Origin of the sequence: Erysipelothrix sp. HDW6C (genome assembly GCF_011299615.1) — a bacterium.
Lineage (GTDB): Bacteria > Bacillota_I > Bacilli_A > Erysipelotrichales > Erysipelotrichaceae > Erysipelothrix.
Window position 1 is genome coordinate 2,314,298 of sequence record NZ_CP049861.1, and the last position, 15,704, is coordinate 2,330,001.

At 39.4% G+C, this 15,704-nt stretch carries 20 protein-coding genes and 1 tRNA gene; 3 read left to right on the forward strand and 18 right to left on the reverse strand.

All coding sequences use genetic code 11. From position 1 onward, the window contains the following. Positions 1-4 precede the first annotated feature (4 nt). From G7062_RS11135 to G7062_RS11170, 8 genes are all read right to left on the reverse strand, one after another. Positions 5-775: a suppressor of fused domain protein gene (locus G7062_RS11135; RefSeq protein ID WP_205700133.1), complete on the reverse strand. Its 771-nt coding sequence runs from the start codon at positions 773-775 to the stop codon at positions 5-7. A 94-nt stretch (positions 776-869) separates the two neighbouring features. Then, entirely contained in the window at positions 870-1,595 is a 726-nt protein-coding gene (locus G7062_RS11140) for an AAA family ATPase (protein WP_166065987.1), read from the reverse strand. A gap of 2 nt (positions 1,596-1,597) precedes the next feature. Continuing rightward, on the reverse strand, positions 1,598-1,795 hold the full coding sequence (locus tag G7062_RS11145) for a YwbE family protein (protein ID WP_166065988.1): 198 nt from the start codon (positions 1,793-1,795) through the stop codon (positions 1,598-1,600). 68 nt (positions 1,796-1,863) lie between these two features. Beyond that, the gene (locus G7062_RS11150; RefSeq protein WP_166065989.1) at positions 1,864-2,616 is read right to left on the reverse strand and encodes an ABC transporter permease; all 753 of its coding nucleotides are present in this window, start codon (positions 2,614-2,616) and stop codon (positions 1,864-1,866) included. Next, on the reverse strand, positions 2,616-3,473 hold the full coding sequence (locus G7062_RS11155) for an ATP-binding cassette domain-containing protein (protein WP_166065990.1): 858 nt from the start codon (positions 3,471-3,473) through the stop codon (positions 2,616-2,618). Before G7062_RS11155 ends, G7062_RS11150 begins: the two co-directional genes overlap by 1 nt. A gap of 2 nt (positions 3,474-3,475) precedes the next feature. After that, positions 3,476-5,047 carry a HAMP domain-containing sensor histidine kinase gene (locus tag G7062_RS11160; RefSeq protein WP_166065991.1) on the reverse strand — a complete coding sequence of 524 codons (1,572 nt, stop codon included), beginning with the start codon at positions 5,045-5,047 and terminating at the stop codon, positions 3,476-3,478. Continuing rightward, the gene (locus G7062_RS11165; RefSeq protein ID WP_166065992.1) at positions 5,031-5,699 is read right to left on the reverse strand and encodes a response regulator transcription factor; all 669 of its coding nucleotides are present in this window, start codon (positions 5,697-5,699) and stop codon (positions 5,031-5,033) included. The genes G7062_RS11160 and G7062_RS11165 overlap by 17 nt, the downstream gene beginning before the upstream one ends. A gap of 166 nt (positions 5,700-5,865) precedes the next feature. After that, complete coding sequence (locus G7062_RS11170; RefSeq protein ID WP_166065993.1) at positions 5,866-6,261, reverse strand: helix-turn-helix domain-containing protein; 396 nt, start codon at positions 6,259-6,261, stop codon at positions 5,866-5,868. A gap of 161 nt (positions 6,262-6,422) precedes the next feature. Here G7062_RS11170 and G7062_RS11175 point away from each other — a divergent pair, with 161 nt between their 5' ends. Further along, positions 6,423-7,568, forward strand: a complete 1,146-nt coding sequence (locus G7062_RS11175) for a TraB/GumN family protein (RefSeq protein WP_166065994.1) — start codon at positions 6,423-6,425, stop codon at positions 7,566-7,568. Between the two features lie 21 nt (positions 7,569-7,589). Here G7062_RS11175 and G7062_RS11180 read toward each other — a convergent pair whose 3' ends face one another. The 4 genes from G7062_RS11180 to G7062_RS11195 form a co-directional block, all read right to left on the reverse strand. Then, the gene (locus tag G7062_RS11180) at positions 7,590-8,399 is read right to left on the reverse strand and encodes an ABC transporter permease subunit (RefSeq protein ID WP_166065995.1); all 810 of its coding nucleotides are present in this window, start codon (positions 8,397-8,399) and stop codon (positions 7,590-7,592) included. Beyond that, positions 8,380-9,264, reverse strand: coding sequence for an ABC transporter ATP-binding protein (locus tag G7062_RS11185; RefSeq protein WP_166065996.1), 885 nt, complete (start codon positions 9,262-9,264; stop codon positions 8,380-8,382). Before G7062_RS11185 ends, G7062_RS11180 begins: the two co-directional genes overlap by 20 nt. Before the next feature lie 77 nt (positions 9,265-9,341). Then, positions 9,342-10,529, reverse strand: a complete 1,188-nt coding sequence (locus G7062_RS11190; protein WP_166065997.1) for an MFS transporter — start codon at positions 10,527-10,529, stop codon at positions 9,342-9,344. A gap of 67 nt (positions 10,530-10,596) precedes the next feature. Continuing rightward, positions 10,597-11,502 carry a sugar phosphate nucleotidyltransferase gene (locus tag G7062_RS11195; protein WP_166065998.1) on the reverse strand — a complete coding sequence of 302 codons (906 nt, stop codon included), beginning with the start codon at positions 11,500-11,502 and terminating at the stop codon, positions 10,597-10,599. 139 nt (positions 11,503-11,641) lie between these two features. On the opposite strand from G7062_RS11195, the gene G7062_RS11200 reads away from it, so the two are divergent. Together G7062_RS11200 and G7062_RS11205 are read left to right on the forward strand one after the other, a co-directional pair. After that, positions 11,642-11,715: transfer RNA gene (locus G7062_RS11200), tRNA-Thr, on the forward strand. Positions 11,716-11,869: 154 nt separating this feature from the next. Then, a complete protein-coding gene (locus G7062_RS11205) occupies positions 11,870-12,379 on the forward strand; it encodes an SHOCT domain-containing protein (RefSeq protein WP_166065999.1) in 510 nt (169 codons plus the stop codon). A gap of 29 nt (positions 12,380-12,408) precedes the next feature. Here the strand turns inward: G7062_RS11205 and G7062_RS11210 are convergent, their stop codons facing one another. The 6 genes from G7062_RS11210 to G7062_RS11235 all read right to left on the reverse strand — a co-directional run bounded on the left by G7062_RS11210 (position 12,409) and on the right by G7062_RS11235 (position 15,698). After that, a complete protein-coding gene (locus G7062_RS11210) occupies positions 12,409-12,774 on the reverse strand; it encodes a hypothetical protein (RefSeq protein ID WP_166066000.1) in 366 nt (121 codons plus the stop codon). A gap of 26 nt (positions 12,775-12,800) precedes the next feature. Then, on the reverse strand, positions 12,801-13,085 hold the full coding sequence (locus G7062_RS11640) for a LytTR family DNA-binding domain-containing protein (RefSeq protein WP_166066001.1): 285 nt from the start codon (positions 13,083-13,085) through the stop codon (positions 12,801-12,803). A gap of 169 nt (positions 13,086-13,254) precedes the next feature. Further along, positions 13,255-14,079, reverse strand: coding sequence for a type II toxin-antitoxin system PemK/MazF family toxin (locus tag G7062_RS11220; RefSeq protein ID WP_166066002.1), 825 nt, complete (start codon positions 14,077-14,079; stop codon positions 13,255-13,257). Between the two features lie 89 nt (positions 14,080-14,168). Further along, positions 14,169-14,447 carry a hypothetical protein gene (locus G7062_RS11225; protein WP_166066003.1) on the reverse strand — a complete coding sequence of 93 codons (279 nt, stop codon included), beginning with the start codon at positions 14,445-14,447 and terminating at the stop codon, positions 14,169-14,171. Positions 14,448-14,466: 19 nt separating this feature from the next. Then, positions 14,467-15,474, reverse strand: a complete 1,008-nt coding sequence (locus G7062_RS11230; RefSeq protein ID WP_166066004.1) for a CHAP domain-containing protein — start codon at positions 15,472-15,474, stop codon at positions 14,467-14,469. Beyond that, positions 15,474-15,698 (reverse strand): hypothetical protein, encoded by a 225-nt coding sequence (locus tag G7062_RS11235; protein ID WP_166066005.1) that lies wholly within the window; start codon positions 15,696-15,698, stop codon positions 15,474-15,476. The genes G7062_RS11230 and G7062_RS11235 overlap by 1 nt, the downstream gene beginning before the upstream one ends. Positions 15,699-15,704 lie beyond the last annotated feature (6 nt).

Consider the following 15,704-nt stretch of genomic DNA (forward strand, 5'->3'; position numbering starts at 1 on the left):
CCGATCAGAGATAATTTCTCTCTGACTTCATATCAGTAATGAAATCAGGGTTATCCACTTTAATTTTTTCCAACACTTCTTCAACATAACCACGCGTACGATGTTCATTAATAATTTGAGCATCGTGCCATGTGATTCCTACCAACTGAAGAAAATCGGTTTGGCCATGTACAGAATCACGCCCCACTACCTCAGTATCTTCAACAATTAAAAGCGAGCACATCTTGGAATCACTCTCAAGTTCTAGTGGCGATCCATCACCAAGAACATACTCATTTTCTTGAAAAAAACTTCCTGATGTAAATGTGTAGCGTGCCAAGTTACCCATCATGTTCATGGCCCAGTGACACTCTTCAACGGAATTAGCTTTGAGTTTAAACGTCATCTCATATCCCCACTTATTGAAGTCTTCGCCATAGGACTCCAATCGCGAATAGAGTTGTGTCATACCGTAAGTCACAATGTGATAATACCCTTTATCCGATTTATAAATTGAATAGCCATCCAGATATTCGGGTCCACCAAACAACGCTCGTTTCTCCAGTCTTGTTGCAAAGTGGCTTGGTTCTTGTTCCCCATACACCTCAGCAAACGCTGCATCAATCACATCCCACCCTGGTGACCAGTCATCACTTTGACTCTTTTCTGAATAGTCCGCAAAGGTCATAAATCCTGGTTTGTCCTCTTTTATTATCGGTTCCTTTTCTACAATTGTTTTATTTAACACCTCATCTTGCGTTGGTGTCTTCTTTTTAAATCGATCAAACAATCCCATAATTACCTCCATTTTTCTTATCGTAACAAATTACGAATCGACACATTCTCATATGTCATTAAAAGCATAAAAAATGGTGCCAACACTGTGGCACCTAATCATTATTAAACAAGCGTTGAATGTAATCAGAGTCATTCATGATACGTCGGTAGAGCTGCACAAAGCCAACACTATCATAATCCACTAACTGGGCTCCCTGTTCTGAGAGTTGTATTATTGTTGCTCCAGGATACGATAAAAGAATGGGACTGTGGGTAGCAATAAAGAATTGTGACCCTTTTACTTCTGCCAATTCATGAATTTTTACCATCAATGCCATTTGCGCTTCGGGGCTCAATCCTGATTCTGGTTCGTCAAGAATATAAAAACCGTTGTCATTAATGTGATTCATGAAGAGTGTCAGAAACGACTCTCCATGAGAATAAGCATCCAGGGATGACCCCCCATAATTCTCCAAAGTCTCATCGCCCATTTGCGATAATGTCGACGTTAAATTATACATGCTCTCTGAACGCAAGAAGAATCCGTCTTTGGGTTTCAAAACCGCATTGCGAACAAATGTAAGGTACTGATACAACTCAGAATGTGTTGCATGGGTTTCAAATTGAAGGTGGAGTGAACCCCCTTCCGGATTGAAGCCATAGGCTACTGCGATTGCTTCAATCAGGGTTGATTTTCCAACGCCGTTATCACCCACAAGAAATGTAACGGGTGTTGTAAATTCAATCTCTGGAAGTGTTGTGATGGCTTTGATATTGAATGGGTATTTATGATGGGGAAACTCTTGAAATCGAATCGAACGAATATAGTTTCCACGCATGACTAATCTTCCAATATTTCTTGAACACGGCCCACTTGCCCATCCGCGAGCATTACTTTGATCCCATGGGGATGATTTTGACTGTTCGTAAGAATGCGTTCGACATAGCCTTCTGTGAGTTTCCCAGTTCTCTGATCATTTTTTAGGACAACATTAACGTGTGCACCAATGGTTATATTTTTTCTATTTTTGCCTGTCATAAGTGTCTCCTTCTTTTTCATTAGTATACATGAGACACGCATAAAAAACCACGCTGAGCGTGGTGAGTTTAGCCAATACGACGTGCTTTTTTATGCATTGCGAACATGTAAATCAAGCCCGTAATCGCGGCGAATGTTAGGAACGATTGCAGCATTGGCATGAGATTGTATGACGAGACAGTCCATAACTTGGGAACATCTTTAACGATGTAGGTCGTAGGTAATAAGCGCGCAATCACTTGAATGCCGCTTGGAAGTTGATCATATTGAATCCCCATCATGCCTGATAATGCCATTGTTACAAAGTAGAACGTCATGGTAATTCCATAGGTGACACTAAACTTACGTGCAAGTACTGCAATGCTGTATGCGAGCACAAAGTATAAGAATGAAAGTACAATTACTGCACCCATTAATACCAAGACTCCAAAAAGTGATGGTGTATCAATCTTTAAGATTGGCAATACAGTGAGCGAATAAACAGTAACAGCAACAACCAACGAAAGTGCCTGTGCCACAAATTTTGCTTTCAATTGTTTTTGTTCACTGAATCCAAAGAGAACCATTCGCGTTGTGATATCCTTTTCAATTTCTTGGGAAAACAATGCCGCAAATCCAATAAACAGAAGTGCCAAGGGACTCATTAAAAGGTTGGTAATGAACAATTGTGTCATTGCCTTACCGAATTGGTCGGCGGGAACTTGTGACTTTAAAAGACTGCTGAACACGAGGGTCATAATAATTGGGAAAATAATTCCAAAGAAAATTGCAAATACATTTCCCATTGCATTCTTAATTTCGTAGCGTATCATTTGCGCCATTAGTGTGTTCCTCCAATTGCATTCATCGTTAGTATCTCAACGTCATTATCGCTGCGTTTAAAGTTAATTTCTTGTGTGTTTAAATAGGCGATAACACGCATTTCTTCTTCTTTTGATGCACAGGCAATCGCTGTCGTATCGTTGGGTGCGAGGATAGTTTTAAAGTCACCAATAAAACTCATTTCCTCTGGACGTGCCTTGAACGTGATAACGGAGTGTCCACAATAGTGTCGGAACAATTCATCACGATGACCATAAGCAACAACCTTCCCTTGATTAAGAATCAACAGTTTGTTGGTCAGCTGTTCTAACTCTTCATAATAATGCGTTACAAAAAGAATTGCTGCATCTTTGCCTTGGTACCACTCGGTTATTTTCTTCATCAAGGCTTGGCGTGTTTCAAAATCCAAGCCTGTAGTTACTTCGTCAAAGAATGTTATCGGTGCATCCTGCATAAGCACCATAATTAAGGTAAACCGTTGCTTCTGACCTCCTGATAATTCTTTGTATTTCTTCTTAAGGCTTGCATCAAAATTAAAGAATGTAATAAGTTCTTGAAGTTTCGTATTGTCTTTTATTGAAGTATTTAAGATTGCTTCCATCACCGATTTGGTTGACATCGTTTCAACGTATTCATTACTTTGCATATGAACTGCCATTTCCTCAGGTTTGATTGTTGCAATGATATTTCCTTCATAAGGCAACAGCCCCAAACATGCTTTGATAAGCGTTGATTTACCAGCTCCATTCGAGCCAATCACACCGACGCGGTCGTTGGCATTTATAATAATCTCTTTATCAATTTGAAGTGCTTTAAAATCACGATAGGATACGTGTAAATTCTTTATTGTAATCATTGTCATTCTCCTTTTAGGTAGAGCGTTACACACACTCCAACTTTACTATTCTCAATAGTCCATTCTAACCCCAACACGGACATCATATTGTCGACCAAATACAAACCCAAACCTGTCCCTTTCTCATCACTGTGATGGGACCGCACAAAGGCTTCTTTGACATGCTCCAAGGTCGAAGCATCAATCCATACACCATGGCTTGTTACTATCAATGACGCATTACTCAATTCAAGTGTGATTGATTTCGAGTTTGGCGTATACTTTACAGCATTCCCAATCACATTATCAATAATCGAAACCAGAATCTCAGCATCGGTTTGGATTGTCACTGCTGTTGTGTGTTCATGAATGCTCAGGTTTTTTGATTGGATACGTTCACGGTATTGCTGTAAAACTGCTTGTACAAGTGTTTCAACATTTGTATCAGCAATTTCAAGTGTTCGATCTGTCTCCTGAAACACAACCATCATTGATTCTATAATTGATTGCATGCGTCCCAATTCATCGCGAACTTTCGGCAAGTAAGTATCTGTCTCGGCAAATTTTCCAACCTTACCTAACATGCCTTCAACAAGTAAGGATGCCCCAGCAACGGGTGTCTTAAGTTGATGAGACGCGTTCATGAGGAACAACTCTTGTTTTTCTTTTTCACGAATGAGCGCTTGATTTTGATTTTCAACTGTCACAATCGACGCTTTCAGATCACGATGCATATGATTCAAGGCATCTTCGAGGATTTTAAACTCATCATGTTGATTGGGTTGTTTGAACACCGTTCCATCACGCTCTTGACGTGATGTCGCTTGGTGCGCCAATGTTTCAATGGGTGTTGCAAGCATCTTGGTAAACATACGGGCTGTAATCAATACAAACAGAATCAACAAGCAAACAATCATCGGTACGCTCGATAAAATAATCGGTTTAAGTTCGTTCAACTTTGGAGTCATGGCTGACCCCACAGTAATAAAAATTGCGCCTTCCTTTTCTCCAAAAGCGACATAATTCATAAAACGATTGGCATCATTCCCCACTTCGACACTCATTACCAACGAGCCATCCGCCGTAATTGTATAATCTTGAATCGCATTTGAACTTTCCACAAAAGTCTGTATTCCCTCGAAATTCTCAGCACTCACAAGATTGTTGAACTGCGTATTTCCAAATAACGATTGCAGTTGTTCAAAATCAATCTTCGCAAGTTCTTCTTCAAAATCTACATCCGCACTGTCAATGCTTTTCATGACGGTGCGCATTTGATCGAAAACATGTTTTAAAGTTTCGTCTTCGAGGGTTAGATCGACACTCATAAACGTATTGCATGCTTTAATGGTGTAGCCGGTATCTGGTATCGCAAGACTCATCGAAGAATAGGTCTCAATGGTCTCAGCATCAATCGTACAGGGCTTTCCTTCCATCATATTACTTTGACTTTGGGTAACGGAATTTCGAAAACTTTCAAGCTTATAATCGGTATAAAGACCGGGTAGCATAAACACAAAGTAACCAATAATCAACACCCCTACAAGAAACGTCGTTGCAGCCGTGTATAAGAAGACTTTACGCGATAACTTCATGGTCCACCTCCACGAATTGGTATCCAATTCCGACAACAGTTTTTATGACAGGAAGCGGTAATTTCTTGCGAAGGTTTTTGACATGAGCATCCACAACCCGATCACTCACCATATAGTCATCCGGTGCAATTACATCCAAAAGTTGCTCACGTGTATAAACACGGCCGGGATACGATGCCATAATTTGATACAGCAAGAATTCTGTCACGGTAAGATTCAGAGACTTTTGGTTGTAGTAGACTTGGTAACTTTCATTTTTAACCACAAGACCTGTTTCCTGAACTGCACTTCCCACCCGACGCAAAATCGCCTCAATTCGCTTCAATAAAAGTAGTGGTGAAAAGGGTTTAATCATATAGTCATCCGCATGGCGATTGAACGCTTCAATTTGATTTGTTTCATCACCCAAAGCAGTCAACATAATGGTTGCTGTATTGGGATGGCTCTCACTGATTTTTGTGAGGACCTCAAGACCACTGACATATGGAACCATAATATCTAAAATCGCAATATCGTATGAATGCGTCGCCAGAAGTGCTAAGGCTTCGTTACCATCCACCGCAAGGTCAACGTTATATTGCTTCATTATCAAATATTCATGGGTTACATCACGTATATTTGCTTCGTCTTCAAGGTAAAGTATGTTGATCATCTTTCATCCTCCACAGGTATTAAACCGCATTTGTATGAATCTCGTATGAATTTATTATGAAGTGCTTTGTCGTGAAAGTAAACGAATGCGTTCCATACAAAAAGGGATCGGTTTCCCGATCCCTTTAAGGATTCTTAAAAAGAAGACATCCTTTACAGTCCACGTTTTATTTGCGTGCCTTTGCGCGCGCTTTTAAATGTTCATTTTGAGACAAGAACTCAAACAATTCCTCAACCAATTGAAGTTTCTCTCCAACTTCAAGGGAGTATAAATCGATGCCCAATTCCGGACTCGATCCGCAGTTGTTGACCACGTGGAATAAATCCCGTTTCAAACTTGTTGCACAGGTTTCATGTTCAAGTTCTGGTGGAATAGGTCGAACCAGTGTATCAATGCTGACACGCAGTTCATCCGCAAGTCGGGTTAGATTTCTCATATCCGGACTTGAATTACCACTTTCCCATTTCGCCACTGCTTGTTGTGAGTAACTTATCTTTTCTGCTAAACCACTTTGTGTAAGATGATGCTCTTTTCTAATCTTCTTCAAATTAAAATGTAGCACTTTTATCACCGTCGAAATTATACAATAGCCACACCAAAATTAATACGATTCTGAATCATTTTTTTAATTTATTTCAATTTGCAGTTAATATTAATTCGTTTTCTCTTCATATACACATTTCGACCGACATTTTTGGTATTATAAGTACTGAGGTATTGCCGATGAAAACTATACACTACAATAATAAAACCATTCATTTTGTCTCCACAGCGCACGTTTCCAAGGATTCAGTTGTCGAGGTAAAGGAAGTCATAGAAACATATCTTCCCGATGCCGTATGCATTGAGCTTGATGACAATCGCGCGCATAACATTCGGAACAAAGATCAAACCAAAGATATTGATATCAAAGAAATAATTAAAAGTAAAAAGGTAGGCGCATTTATTGCAAACCTGATTCTGTCTTCATACCAGAAACGAATGGCTGATGATTTGGAAACATCTGTCGGTCAAGAAATGGTTCAAGCGATGGAAAGTGCCAATGCTGTGAATGCTCGCATTTATAATATTGATCGTGATATTCAAATTACCTTTAAGCGTATTTGGGGAAATCTGTCACTTTTTAAGAAAGTGAACCTTGCTGCCACCCTTATTACCAGCTTATTTTCTAAAGATGAAATCGATGCTGAAGAAATTGAGAACCTCAAAGAAAGCGATCTGCTTTTCGATGCCGTCAAGGAACTTGACGAAACAATGCCCGATGTCTCCTTGCGTCTGTTGCACGAACGCAATTACTACATGGCAGAGAAAATAAAGAGCATCAATGCGGAAACCTTAGTTGTCGTTATTGGAGCAGCGCATACCGAAGGGATTATTGAAGCTCTCAATGAATCGCATTCAATATCAGAGTTGAACGCAGTTCCACAAAAAAGGAAACGAAATATCAGTGGTTGGATTGTTCCTGGCATTATCATCACCCTCTTAATTGCATTAACATTTAAGAATCCTAGTGTTGGGTTTGCCCAGTTTGCAACATGGATTGGTCTTAGTGCTGGTCTTGCGACCCTGGGGGCGATCCTAACAGGCGCACATCCACTGACGATTGCGACAACGCTTATCACAGCACCCATCGGGACTTTAAGCCCCTTTCTTGCTGTTGGGTTTTTCGCAGGACTCATGGAGGCGTATCAACGCCCACCGCGTGTATCTGACTTCGATAACATTGCCGAGGATATCTCAAAACCAAAAATGTGGTTTAAGAATAAGGTATTGCGCATTCTTCTAATCATGATTGTCACCAACCTTATGAGTTCCGTCGGAACATTCATCGCAGGTGGAAGTATCATAAAAAATCTCTTTAAGTTTTAAAAGTGGCATTGGCCACTTTTTTTATACTCGAATATCTCTCCCTTGAAATTTCAATAAACCATAGAGAAAAAGACCAACCCCAGCACACACCCATGCAACAATCGCCACAACGTTTGGGCTGCCTGCAAGTATCTGGCTTGGCATAAACGCGTGAAGAATGGATAACCCCTTTAACACACTGAGAGATTCGACCATCTGCGCCATAATCCCAAAGAAGTAAGGGAGAAATACCACACTCATTGCGATACCTGTTACCGATACATTGGAGGGAACAAGCATTGAAATCCCCATGCCAATTAAAAGAAATATATAACCCATCACATAGAAAGATGCGAGAACGGCAACGTTATCACTGACTGCTTGCATTAACGAAAGTGAATCCGGTTTATACAGTACAAACGAAACAATACTTGAGAACACGAGCACACTCGCAATTCCTGTTACAAGGATGAGATTCCCGCGAAGTTTTCCTAGCATCATTTCCAATCGTGTTTGCGGTTGTGCAAATAGAAATTCAATCGTACCATCGTGTTCTTCTTTGATGTAGCTGTTTAACCCCAATGTCATTGCATAGATCGCTAAACCAAAATTCATGTACTGCATAATATACCCATGATAAACATTAAGATTGGTAAAGTCCGGAAATGACTCGAACCCAATCACACTTAGAATGGATTCCGGTAGTGCATCCAATTTTCCATTCACCAACTCTTTCATCGCATCATTTGCCATGGAGGGGTAGAACGCCATAAAAGCAAGGACCAAAACAAACAGCGTCAACGACCATAGCGTGAAACTTTTTCGATTGAGTTTAATCTGTAATGATTGCATGATCAGCTTCCTCCTTATAGTATTCAATAAATTGATGTTCAATTGATACTTCCTCAATGGTAACATCCGTCAGTGCGGTTTTAGATAGCGCGACCAAGAGCGCATTTAGATCGCCTTCATAAATAAACGATACTTTGTGGTCTTCATCGCGTAATATTTTTGTGGCCATTTTCTTAAGTTCCAAAACATCCCCGCTCGCACTGACAAACTTACCAGTTAAATTGTAATCATCAAGATTAATCACCTTAAGAATCGCACCATCTTTTATAAATGCTACGCGATCGCAATGTTCTTGAATTTCACGCAAATTGTGACTTGAAATAAATACTGTCACACCGGCTTCCGATTGCTTCCGTAAATGCGTAAAAAGAATATTCTGAATTAAAGGATCCAAGCCATTGGTTGGCTCGTCCATAATCAATATTTTAGGATTTAAGACCAATGCACTCACAATCGCAACTTTCTTTTTATTCCCTAAAGACAAATCACGCATTTTCTTTGTTTCATCAATTTGAAATTCACGACAAAGACTGTGTGCATATGCGTCATCGGTACACCCATGAAACTTCATTGACAGTGCAATAACTTCATATCCTGTCAGTTCGGGATAAAAATTAACTTCACTGGGAACATACCCAACAAGTGACTTAATCGTTTTGTTCTCTACAACAGAATCTAAGCCATCAATCGTAACGGTTCCTGCATCTGCAAATATATAGTTCAACATTGCTTTTATCGTTGTTGACTTCCCCGCACCATTCGGTCCAATAAAACCATAAATCTCCCCATCACTTATTTCCAAGCAAACGTCCTTGATGGCTGCTTTTTTTCCATAGAATTTTGATAAATTTTCGATACGAATCATGTCATTCACCTCATACCCATATTCTATGCCTTTCCCTGTAGATTACAAGCATAAAAAAAACGGCATTTCTATGCCGTCTAATCGTGTTTTGAAAATACAAGGATCGTAAATGAAAGAACAAATAACGTTCCCGAAACAATAAAACTTGAAACGGGATTTATTGTATACACAGCGCTTGTCAGTAAGGCGCCAAATATTTTGCCAAACATCATCAATGAATTATACAATCCTGCCAATTTATTACCTTCTTCAGGCGAGGATTTGAGCGATAACACTGAGTTCTGTAATGCGGGGATCATAACTGTGTACGCCGCAAACCAAATAAGCGAAACACTCACAAACCCACTGACACTTGGAATAAACCCAACGATGATTGCGAGAATCCCCATGGCAATGAAAAGTGTTTTTAAGAAACTCTTGTTAAAGATTTGCTTACCCCGAGAACGCCGGATTAAAATGATGTTGAGAATCACTGCAAAGAGACCGGTTATAAATTTGATAATTCCATTTTGGCTGGGTGCAAAGTTAAAGATGTCTTTAATATAGTAGTTGAAACTTTGATCGAAAAGCGTTGATCCAATTGATGTTGTGAATGTCACAATCAACAATGTTGCCATGAATCCTCGAATTAAATAGCGTGAATCGCCAATAATCTTGAAGGGATTGGACGCCTTGATCATTCCCCACTCAATATGTTCGTCAATAACTTCCGTCGGAGCCAACAACACATAAACCGCCACGCCAAGCACAATATGCAACACAGCTTGAATCATAAACGTCATACGGACATCGATATCCCCTAAAAATCCTCCAAAGAAGAATCCTAAAGCTGATCCGACACTTACGATAACCGATGACATCGTAATATACTTTGACTGTTCCGACTCATCTGCCTCATTAACAATGAAGCTCATGAACCCCACTTGAAAACCACCCGCAAAAATTCCACTCAATAAGCGGGCAATGTATATGGTTCCTTCCGTATGAGCAAGACCAAAAATAATCTGTGCAAGCGCGTAGCCGATTGATGAAATGGCCAAAATTTTGGATTTCTTCATTCCATTCGCAACATTTGACCAAATAAGCGCAAAGATAAAATTGGTTGTACACATCGCTGCAAACGAAACGCCAAATACGTGAGGCGCAAGATTGAGCCCCTTCATCAGCGATGGTGTTACTGGATGGGCAAGATTCATCCCAATTGTAAGCAATAAGTTCAATACAATAAATACTGGCATTTTGTGTTTGTTTATATAATTCCGCATTGTTCACCTCATAGTAAAAGTAGGCGATTAACCTACTTTACAGTTTATTATGGATTCGACTGTTTGTCTATTTCTTATCCCAAAGTTTCGATGGATAGGTTCCATCTGTTTGGAATGTTTCAAATTGTTTTAAGACCATTGGTTTATCTTCTTGGTATGTTACACCAAACCAACGATCAGGGGTATCAAGGACTCTAACTTTTAGTTTTCCATCATGGATAAGGCTACCCACATCATTAGGAAGTAGGGCTTCTGCTTTCATTGGATTGTCTGCGACATCTTCTTTAAGGAAACGTTCAAACTTTGATTCCATTAATGTAAAGATAGCTGGTGTGAATCCCCAGAAGTTCATGGATACTTGTGTTCCATCCGGAATTAGCGACCCTTCAGGACCACCGATAACACCAACATCTGTACGTTTGATGCCATCCATCTCGACAATGTCTGTTAAGTATCCATCTTTAATTTGGCAGACGCCACGTGTTACCGTGCCATTATCAGTGATAGTGTTATCAACAATATATCCCATCATTGATGCTTCTGTGTCACTAACATCTTCCGTTAAGAAGCGTGCCATTTCCACAAATGCTTGTTTCCCATAATAATCATCAGCATTGATAATAACAAATGGTCCACTGACTTGATTACGTGCCGCAAGCAATGCATGTGTAGTTCCCCATGGCTTTTCACGACCTTCGACACCCGCAAACCATGCTGGCACATCATTGATATTTTGAAATGCATATTCTACATTAATGTAAGGACGAATTTTCCCTACTAATTCTGCCTCAAAAATTGCTTCATGCTCTTCACGAATGATGAGTACTAATTTATTAAAACCTGCCTCAATTGCATCAAAGATTGAGAAATCAATAATCGCCTCACCGTTTGCGCCAAATTTATCAATTTGCTTCAAACCGCCGTAACGACTTCCCATTCCGGCTGCTAAAATAACTAAAGTTAGATCTTTCATAGTATCCTCCTAAATCTAGAACTATTGTATCATAAACGTTCTTCATATTTGTTCGATTTATAGAAATACCCATGATTTGATATTCTCGTATAAAATCATATTGCATTTCATCACATGATTGAGTATCATGTATATACATGCCGCCATAGTTCAATGGTAAAATAGAGCAATGGTAATGCTCAGTTCCGAGTTCGATTCTCGGTGGCGGCACCAGAAGACATTAAACCCACTAGATAGTGGGTTTTTATTTTATTATCCCCTACAAATCCCCTACATTCGGATATTTTTATTGCAAATTAACCATTGATTCCCTAATTTTTGTGTTAGTTTAATTATGGTATAATATACTAGATAGAGGAGATACTCAATGGAAAACATATCATCAAAGACGGATAATTTTGCTTTTTCGATTTATATGGGCTTTAAGAATAAGATTTTGAAGAAACTTCCCACCTCAGAACAACCTTTGTATTATTTTTATGGTGGCGTAATAAACAGTAAATCAAAGAAGGTTCCTACCATGTTTGTTATCACAAATGATAATTTGTACTATATGAGCCCGCAACCTTTTGCGACGCTCGGATCAGTTTCTTTGAGTTCGATTAGCAATATGAGAATTGATACCAAATCCGATGGCTCTCACCTAATCGTTGAACTCGCTGGATCTGTAGTTGATTTCGTTTTCACAGGGATCGGAACACCTAACAAAGTTATTGAAAAGATTAGTGAAGTGAAATCTACCCCAACCAACCATAACGGATCCGGTGCAGTTGTTTCAAACCTAGCTCAAATTAAAGAACTGAAAGAGTTGCTTGATATTGGGGCAATCACTCAGGAAGAATTCGACCTTAAGAAATCTCAGTTACTCGATATATAAAAACAAAGAACGGCGCAAACCGTTCTTTTCTATTCCACTATCCTAACATGTCTAATATCAGCCCAGTCAATTGCTTCATCACCAAGATATAAACATTCTTCATCCGCGAAGCCTTCAAACTTACCTACACGGTCTTTATACAAGCGATCCACGTTATCCCTGAACTTCAACTGTATCGATATAGTCTTAGACTTCAGGAACGCTTCTTGCAGTACTGTGTCGATTTGTGTGCGTGACATTTGCGGTAATTCAATTGCCACTCTTTGACTATCTTCTTTACCAGCATTTATCGTTTTAACTAATTCATCCATTGCAAATGCAGTACCCCATTTTAAACCGAAGGGTCTGTCGTGATAATCATTGTATGGTTTAAATTCTTTTTTTGTACGTTTCATACGATCACCTCAATTAAAGTATACACTTAGTATCGGACAGATTGCGACGCATATAAATTATTTCTCATGGACCTCGACGAATATAGAACTGTGCCATCATCCATGATTATCTTATGGCCATCATAATGTGCCACTCTTTCGGAATTTACTATGAGCGATCTGTGCACACGTATGAAGACATCTGATTCGAAGGATTTCAATGGTAGATAGCACTTAGTTACTCCATTGTTATGGTGAATGTATATTTTTCTTCTGCTTAAGTCTATGTGTGTAATTGGGTTGTTGTTTATTATGTATTTTCCTATTTGCATATGATCACCTCGATATGAAGTGTGTACATCCGACAGGATTACCTAAAAAAAGAACCGTCCTTATTCAGGAGCGGTTTATCGGTCGTAAGACCCTGTAAAATAAAACTACTTGGCTGTAAAGCCTTGTTACATATATATAATAACATATTTTATGAACCTGTCAATTGCACTACTTTAAATAATTATTTAAGATTGCTTCATCCATCAAATCAAGAACGTCGTCTTCTACGCGAACTCTGCAGATGGGGTCGAACTCGTTTATCGGATTATAGATTCTCACTTTATCCACTGTTGTGATATTTAGCGGGAGCAACAATGAATCTTTCCCCACGTCAGTGTATTTATCAAGAACATTTCTAATTTTTAACACTTCACTATTCGAAACTTTCTCCGCTTTGCTCACCAACTCCCACAACTTCACAATATCGGTGGACTTTCTCATTGACCGATTCGCTAGCCCCTCTATCACAAGCTCTCGCTTCATTTCTGCGAGAAGCTTCGGTGCGTCACTCGAACGCTTCGACAACTCTATTCTCTTCTTAATGTTGATTGTGGCTCTTTGAAACTTTAAAGCCTTCTCTATTTTAATATCTAAATCGACTTCAAATTTTTTTAGGATGTTCATAATCACCGAATACCCGATTGGGATGCGGTGTTTCCCCTTTTTATAATCATCTTTTTTTGAAGTGATTGGCATTACAGTAATGGTTCTCGATTTATCTGAATCTGTTTTATTCATAACAATCGCATAGTGAGGACCACAAAATTCACTGCCGGGATTTGAACCGAAATCAACAAAAACTAGAGTGCCTCTTTTATATTGTTTTTCTGTTCGATTGTTGAATATATGAATATCATTCATTAAGAAGTTGGATTTCTTGTCAAGCCATTTTGGCAATGCATTAACTTTGGGACTTGCTGAGTTTTGAATAAAAATCTTGAAAATCTTTTGTGCATGATCCAATTGATTTAAGCGCACTTCTAAGTCATTCATAATTAACCTTCCTTATAATGTATCTCACCAATAAATACTACACTGGATATAAAAAAAAGACCACCCCAATTTAGAGGGTGGCTCCGTTTCTATTTTAACCCAACTTTAACCGCTATGTACCCTAAGACACACAAGAGCGCAAACTCGACAACCTTATCGTACCACTTACCCTTTACTTCGTAAGGAGCACGTTGTAGTCCGATAATTTGTTTATTTTGCTCGTCGACTCTTTGTTCAAGAGTTCCAATTCTGCGTTCGTTATCTTTAAATCTACCCTCCACCGATTCATCGATTTTGGTTTCCAGTCTCACGACATTCTCCTTTACATCACGTATTGCTAATAATAGTTTTGTTTCGTTAGTTTCCATTGTGTCTCCGAGTCTTTCGTCATTTGATTTCATATTTCGGCGCATCTGTAACCGAGATTTGTGAATTGGCGACCCATACAATATTTGGATCGAATGACGGAACACTAATTTTTACTCTCCCGTTATCTTCTTCCAAAATCTTCGCTGATCGATTCGCTAGGTCAGTTAGTTGATTATATCCGCCAGGATATGTCTCGTCTGTTCGAGAGACTTTAAACAACCAAGTTTGACCGCTTAAGTTAGCGTAACGCCCTACATTGGTTTTTGGTGGTGTCGGCTTCGCTGGTTCGCCTACGAATCGAGCGGCACTGTATTCTTTTGAGTTATCCGCTTCTCTTCGGGCAATGTAACCTTTTGAGGTTTTAACCCAAACAATTCCCTCGTTAATGACATAGTGCGTGTATGGGAGCTCTTCATTATATGGAAGTCCATCAACTCGCTCTGCGCTAAGTGATGGACCTTTTCTAATGTTGGAACCATTTTTATCGGTTGCTGTTACAATTCCATTCTCAGCCTTCAGTTCACCTTGTACATCATCGTAGCTCGTAAATTCTCCATCCGGGAGCATATATCCTTTTACAGTCATATCCCATACTCGACAGATTTCAGATACAGTACGACCATACTTGAATAAGAAGTCGTTGCCTCGTTCGCTATATGCGGACTCAGAAACATAAACCTCGCCATTTTCGATTTTCTCAACAAAAGCAACGTGGCCGTAACCTGCATCAACGAATACTACTAAAGCGCCTACTGTTGGAGTATTTGTGTCAACCGACCAATCTTTAGCGTTTCCTCTACGACGTTCTAATGGTACACGATAACCTGTCGCTTCTTGTTGGCGACCAACTCCATACCATGTACAGTTCCCTGCGGCATTTTTATTCGTCATTGCACTCATCGTACCACCACAACTCTTGGGAGCATATTCATCTTGGAGCGCATTAAAACTACCGCCGCCATAAGTGTTGTAAAAAGGCAAACTTTGTAAGTCTGCCCCATTTTTTCTGATTTTAAAGGTACCCATCACTCGTCACCTTTTACCTTAATTGTGTTGAATAGGCCCTCTTTTTCGGGTTCGGTTTCGTTTCCTTTTTGAAACTGTGTACCGAAGTAAAAACCGATGATCACTGTGTAAATCGTGGTGAACTCTTGATTGGATTGACCAGTGATTGATAGGTAACCAAATACAACAGTCAATGCTAATGTTACGATGCTTTTAACATCTATTAATTTTTTAAATTCTTTCATATTTTC

Excerpts from the sequence above, each read along its gene's own strand:
- G7062_RS11135 (WP_205700133.1), bottom strand. The coding sequence starts at position 775 with ATGGGATTGTTTGATCGATTTAAAAAGAAGACACCAACGCAAGATGAG.
- G7062_RS11140 (WP_166065987.1), bottom strand. The coding sequence starts at position 1,595 with ATGCGTGGAAACTATATTCGTTCGATTCGATTTCAAGAGTTTCCCCAT.
- G7062_RS11145 (WP_166065988.1), bottom strand. The coding sequence starts at position 1,795 with ATGACAGGCAAAAATAGAAAAAATATAACCATTGGTGCACACGTTAAT.
- G7062_RS11150 (WP_166065989.1), bottom strand. The coding sequence starts at position 2,616 with ATGGCGCAAATGATACGCTACGAAATTAAGAATGCAATGGGAAATGTA.
- G7062_RS11155 (WP_166065990.1), bottom strand. The coding sequence starts at position 3,473 with ATGATTACAATAAAGAATTTACACGTATCCTATCGTGATTTTAAAGCA.
- G7062_RS11160 (WP_166065991.1), bottom strand. The coding sequence starts at position 5,047 with ATGAAGTTATCGCGTAAAGTCTTCTTATACACGGCTGCAACGACGTTT.
- G7062_RS11165 (WP_166065992.1), bottom strand. The coding sequence starts at position 5,699 with ATGATCAACATACTTTACCTTGAAGACGAAGCAAATATACGTGATGTA.
- G7062_RS11175 (WP_166065994.1), top strand. The coding sequence starts at position 6,423 with ATGAAAACTATACACTACAATAATAAAACCATTCATTTTGTCTCCACA.
- G7062_RS11180 (WP_166065995.1), bottom strand. The coding sequence starts at position 8,399 with ATGCAATCATTACAGATTAAACTCAATCGAAAAAGTTTCACGCTATGG.
- G7062_RS11185 (WP_166065996.1), bottom strand. The coding sequence starts at position 9,264 with ATGATTCGTATCGAAAATTTATCAAAATTCTATGGAAAAAAAGCAGCC.
- G7062_RS11190 (WP_166065997.1), bottom strand. The coding sequence starts at position 10,529 with ATGCGGAATTATATAAACAAACACAAAATGCCAGTATTTATTGTATTG.
- G7062_RS11195 (WP_166065998.1), bottom strand. The coding sequence starts at position 11,502 with ATGAAAGATCTAACTTTAGTTATTTTAGCAGCCGGAATGGGAAGTCGT.
- G7062_RS11205 (WP_166065999.1), top strand. The coding sequence starts at position 11,870 with ATGGAAAACATATCATCAAAGACGGATAATTTTGCTTTTTCGATTTAT.
- G7062_RS11210 (WP_166066000.1), bottom strand. The coding sequence starts at position 12,774 with ATGAAACGTACAAAAAAAGAATTTAAACCATACAATGATTATCACGAC.
- G7062_RS11640 (WP_166066001.1), bottom strand. The coding sequence starts at position 13,085 with ATGCAAATAGGAAAATACATAATAAACAACAACCCAATTACACACATA.
- G7062_RS11220 (WP_166066002.1), bottom strand. The coding sequence starts at position 14,079 with ATGAATGACTTAGAAGTGCGCTTAAATCAATTGGATCATGCACAAAAG.
- G7062_RS11225 (WP_166066003.1), bottom strand. The coding sequence starts at position 14,447 with ATGGAAACTAACGAAACAAAACTATTATTAGCAATACGTGATGTAAAG.
- G7062_RS11230 (WP_166066004.1), bottom strand. The coding sequence starts at position 15,474 with ATGGGTACCTTTAAAATCAGAAAAAATGGGGCAGACTTACAAAGTTTG.
- G7062_RS11235 (WP_166066005.1), bottom strand. The coding sequence starts at position 15,698 with ATGAAAGAATTTAAAAAATTAATAGATGTTAAAAGCATCGTAACATTA.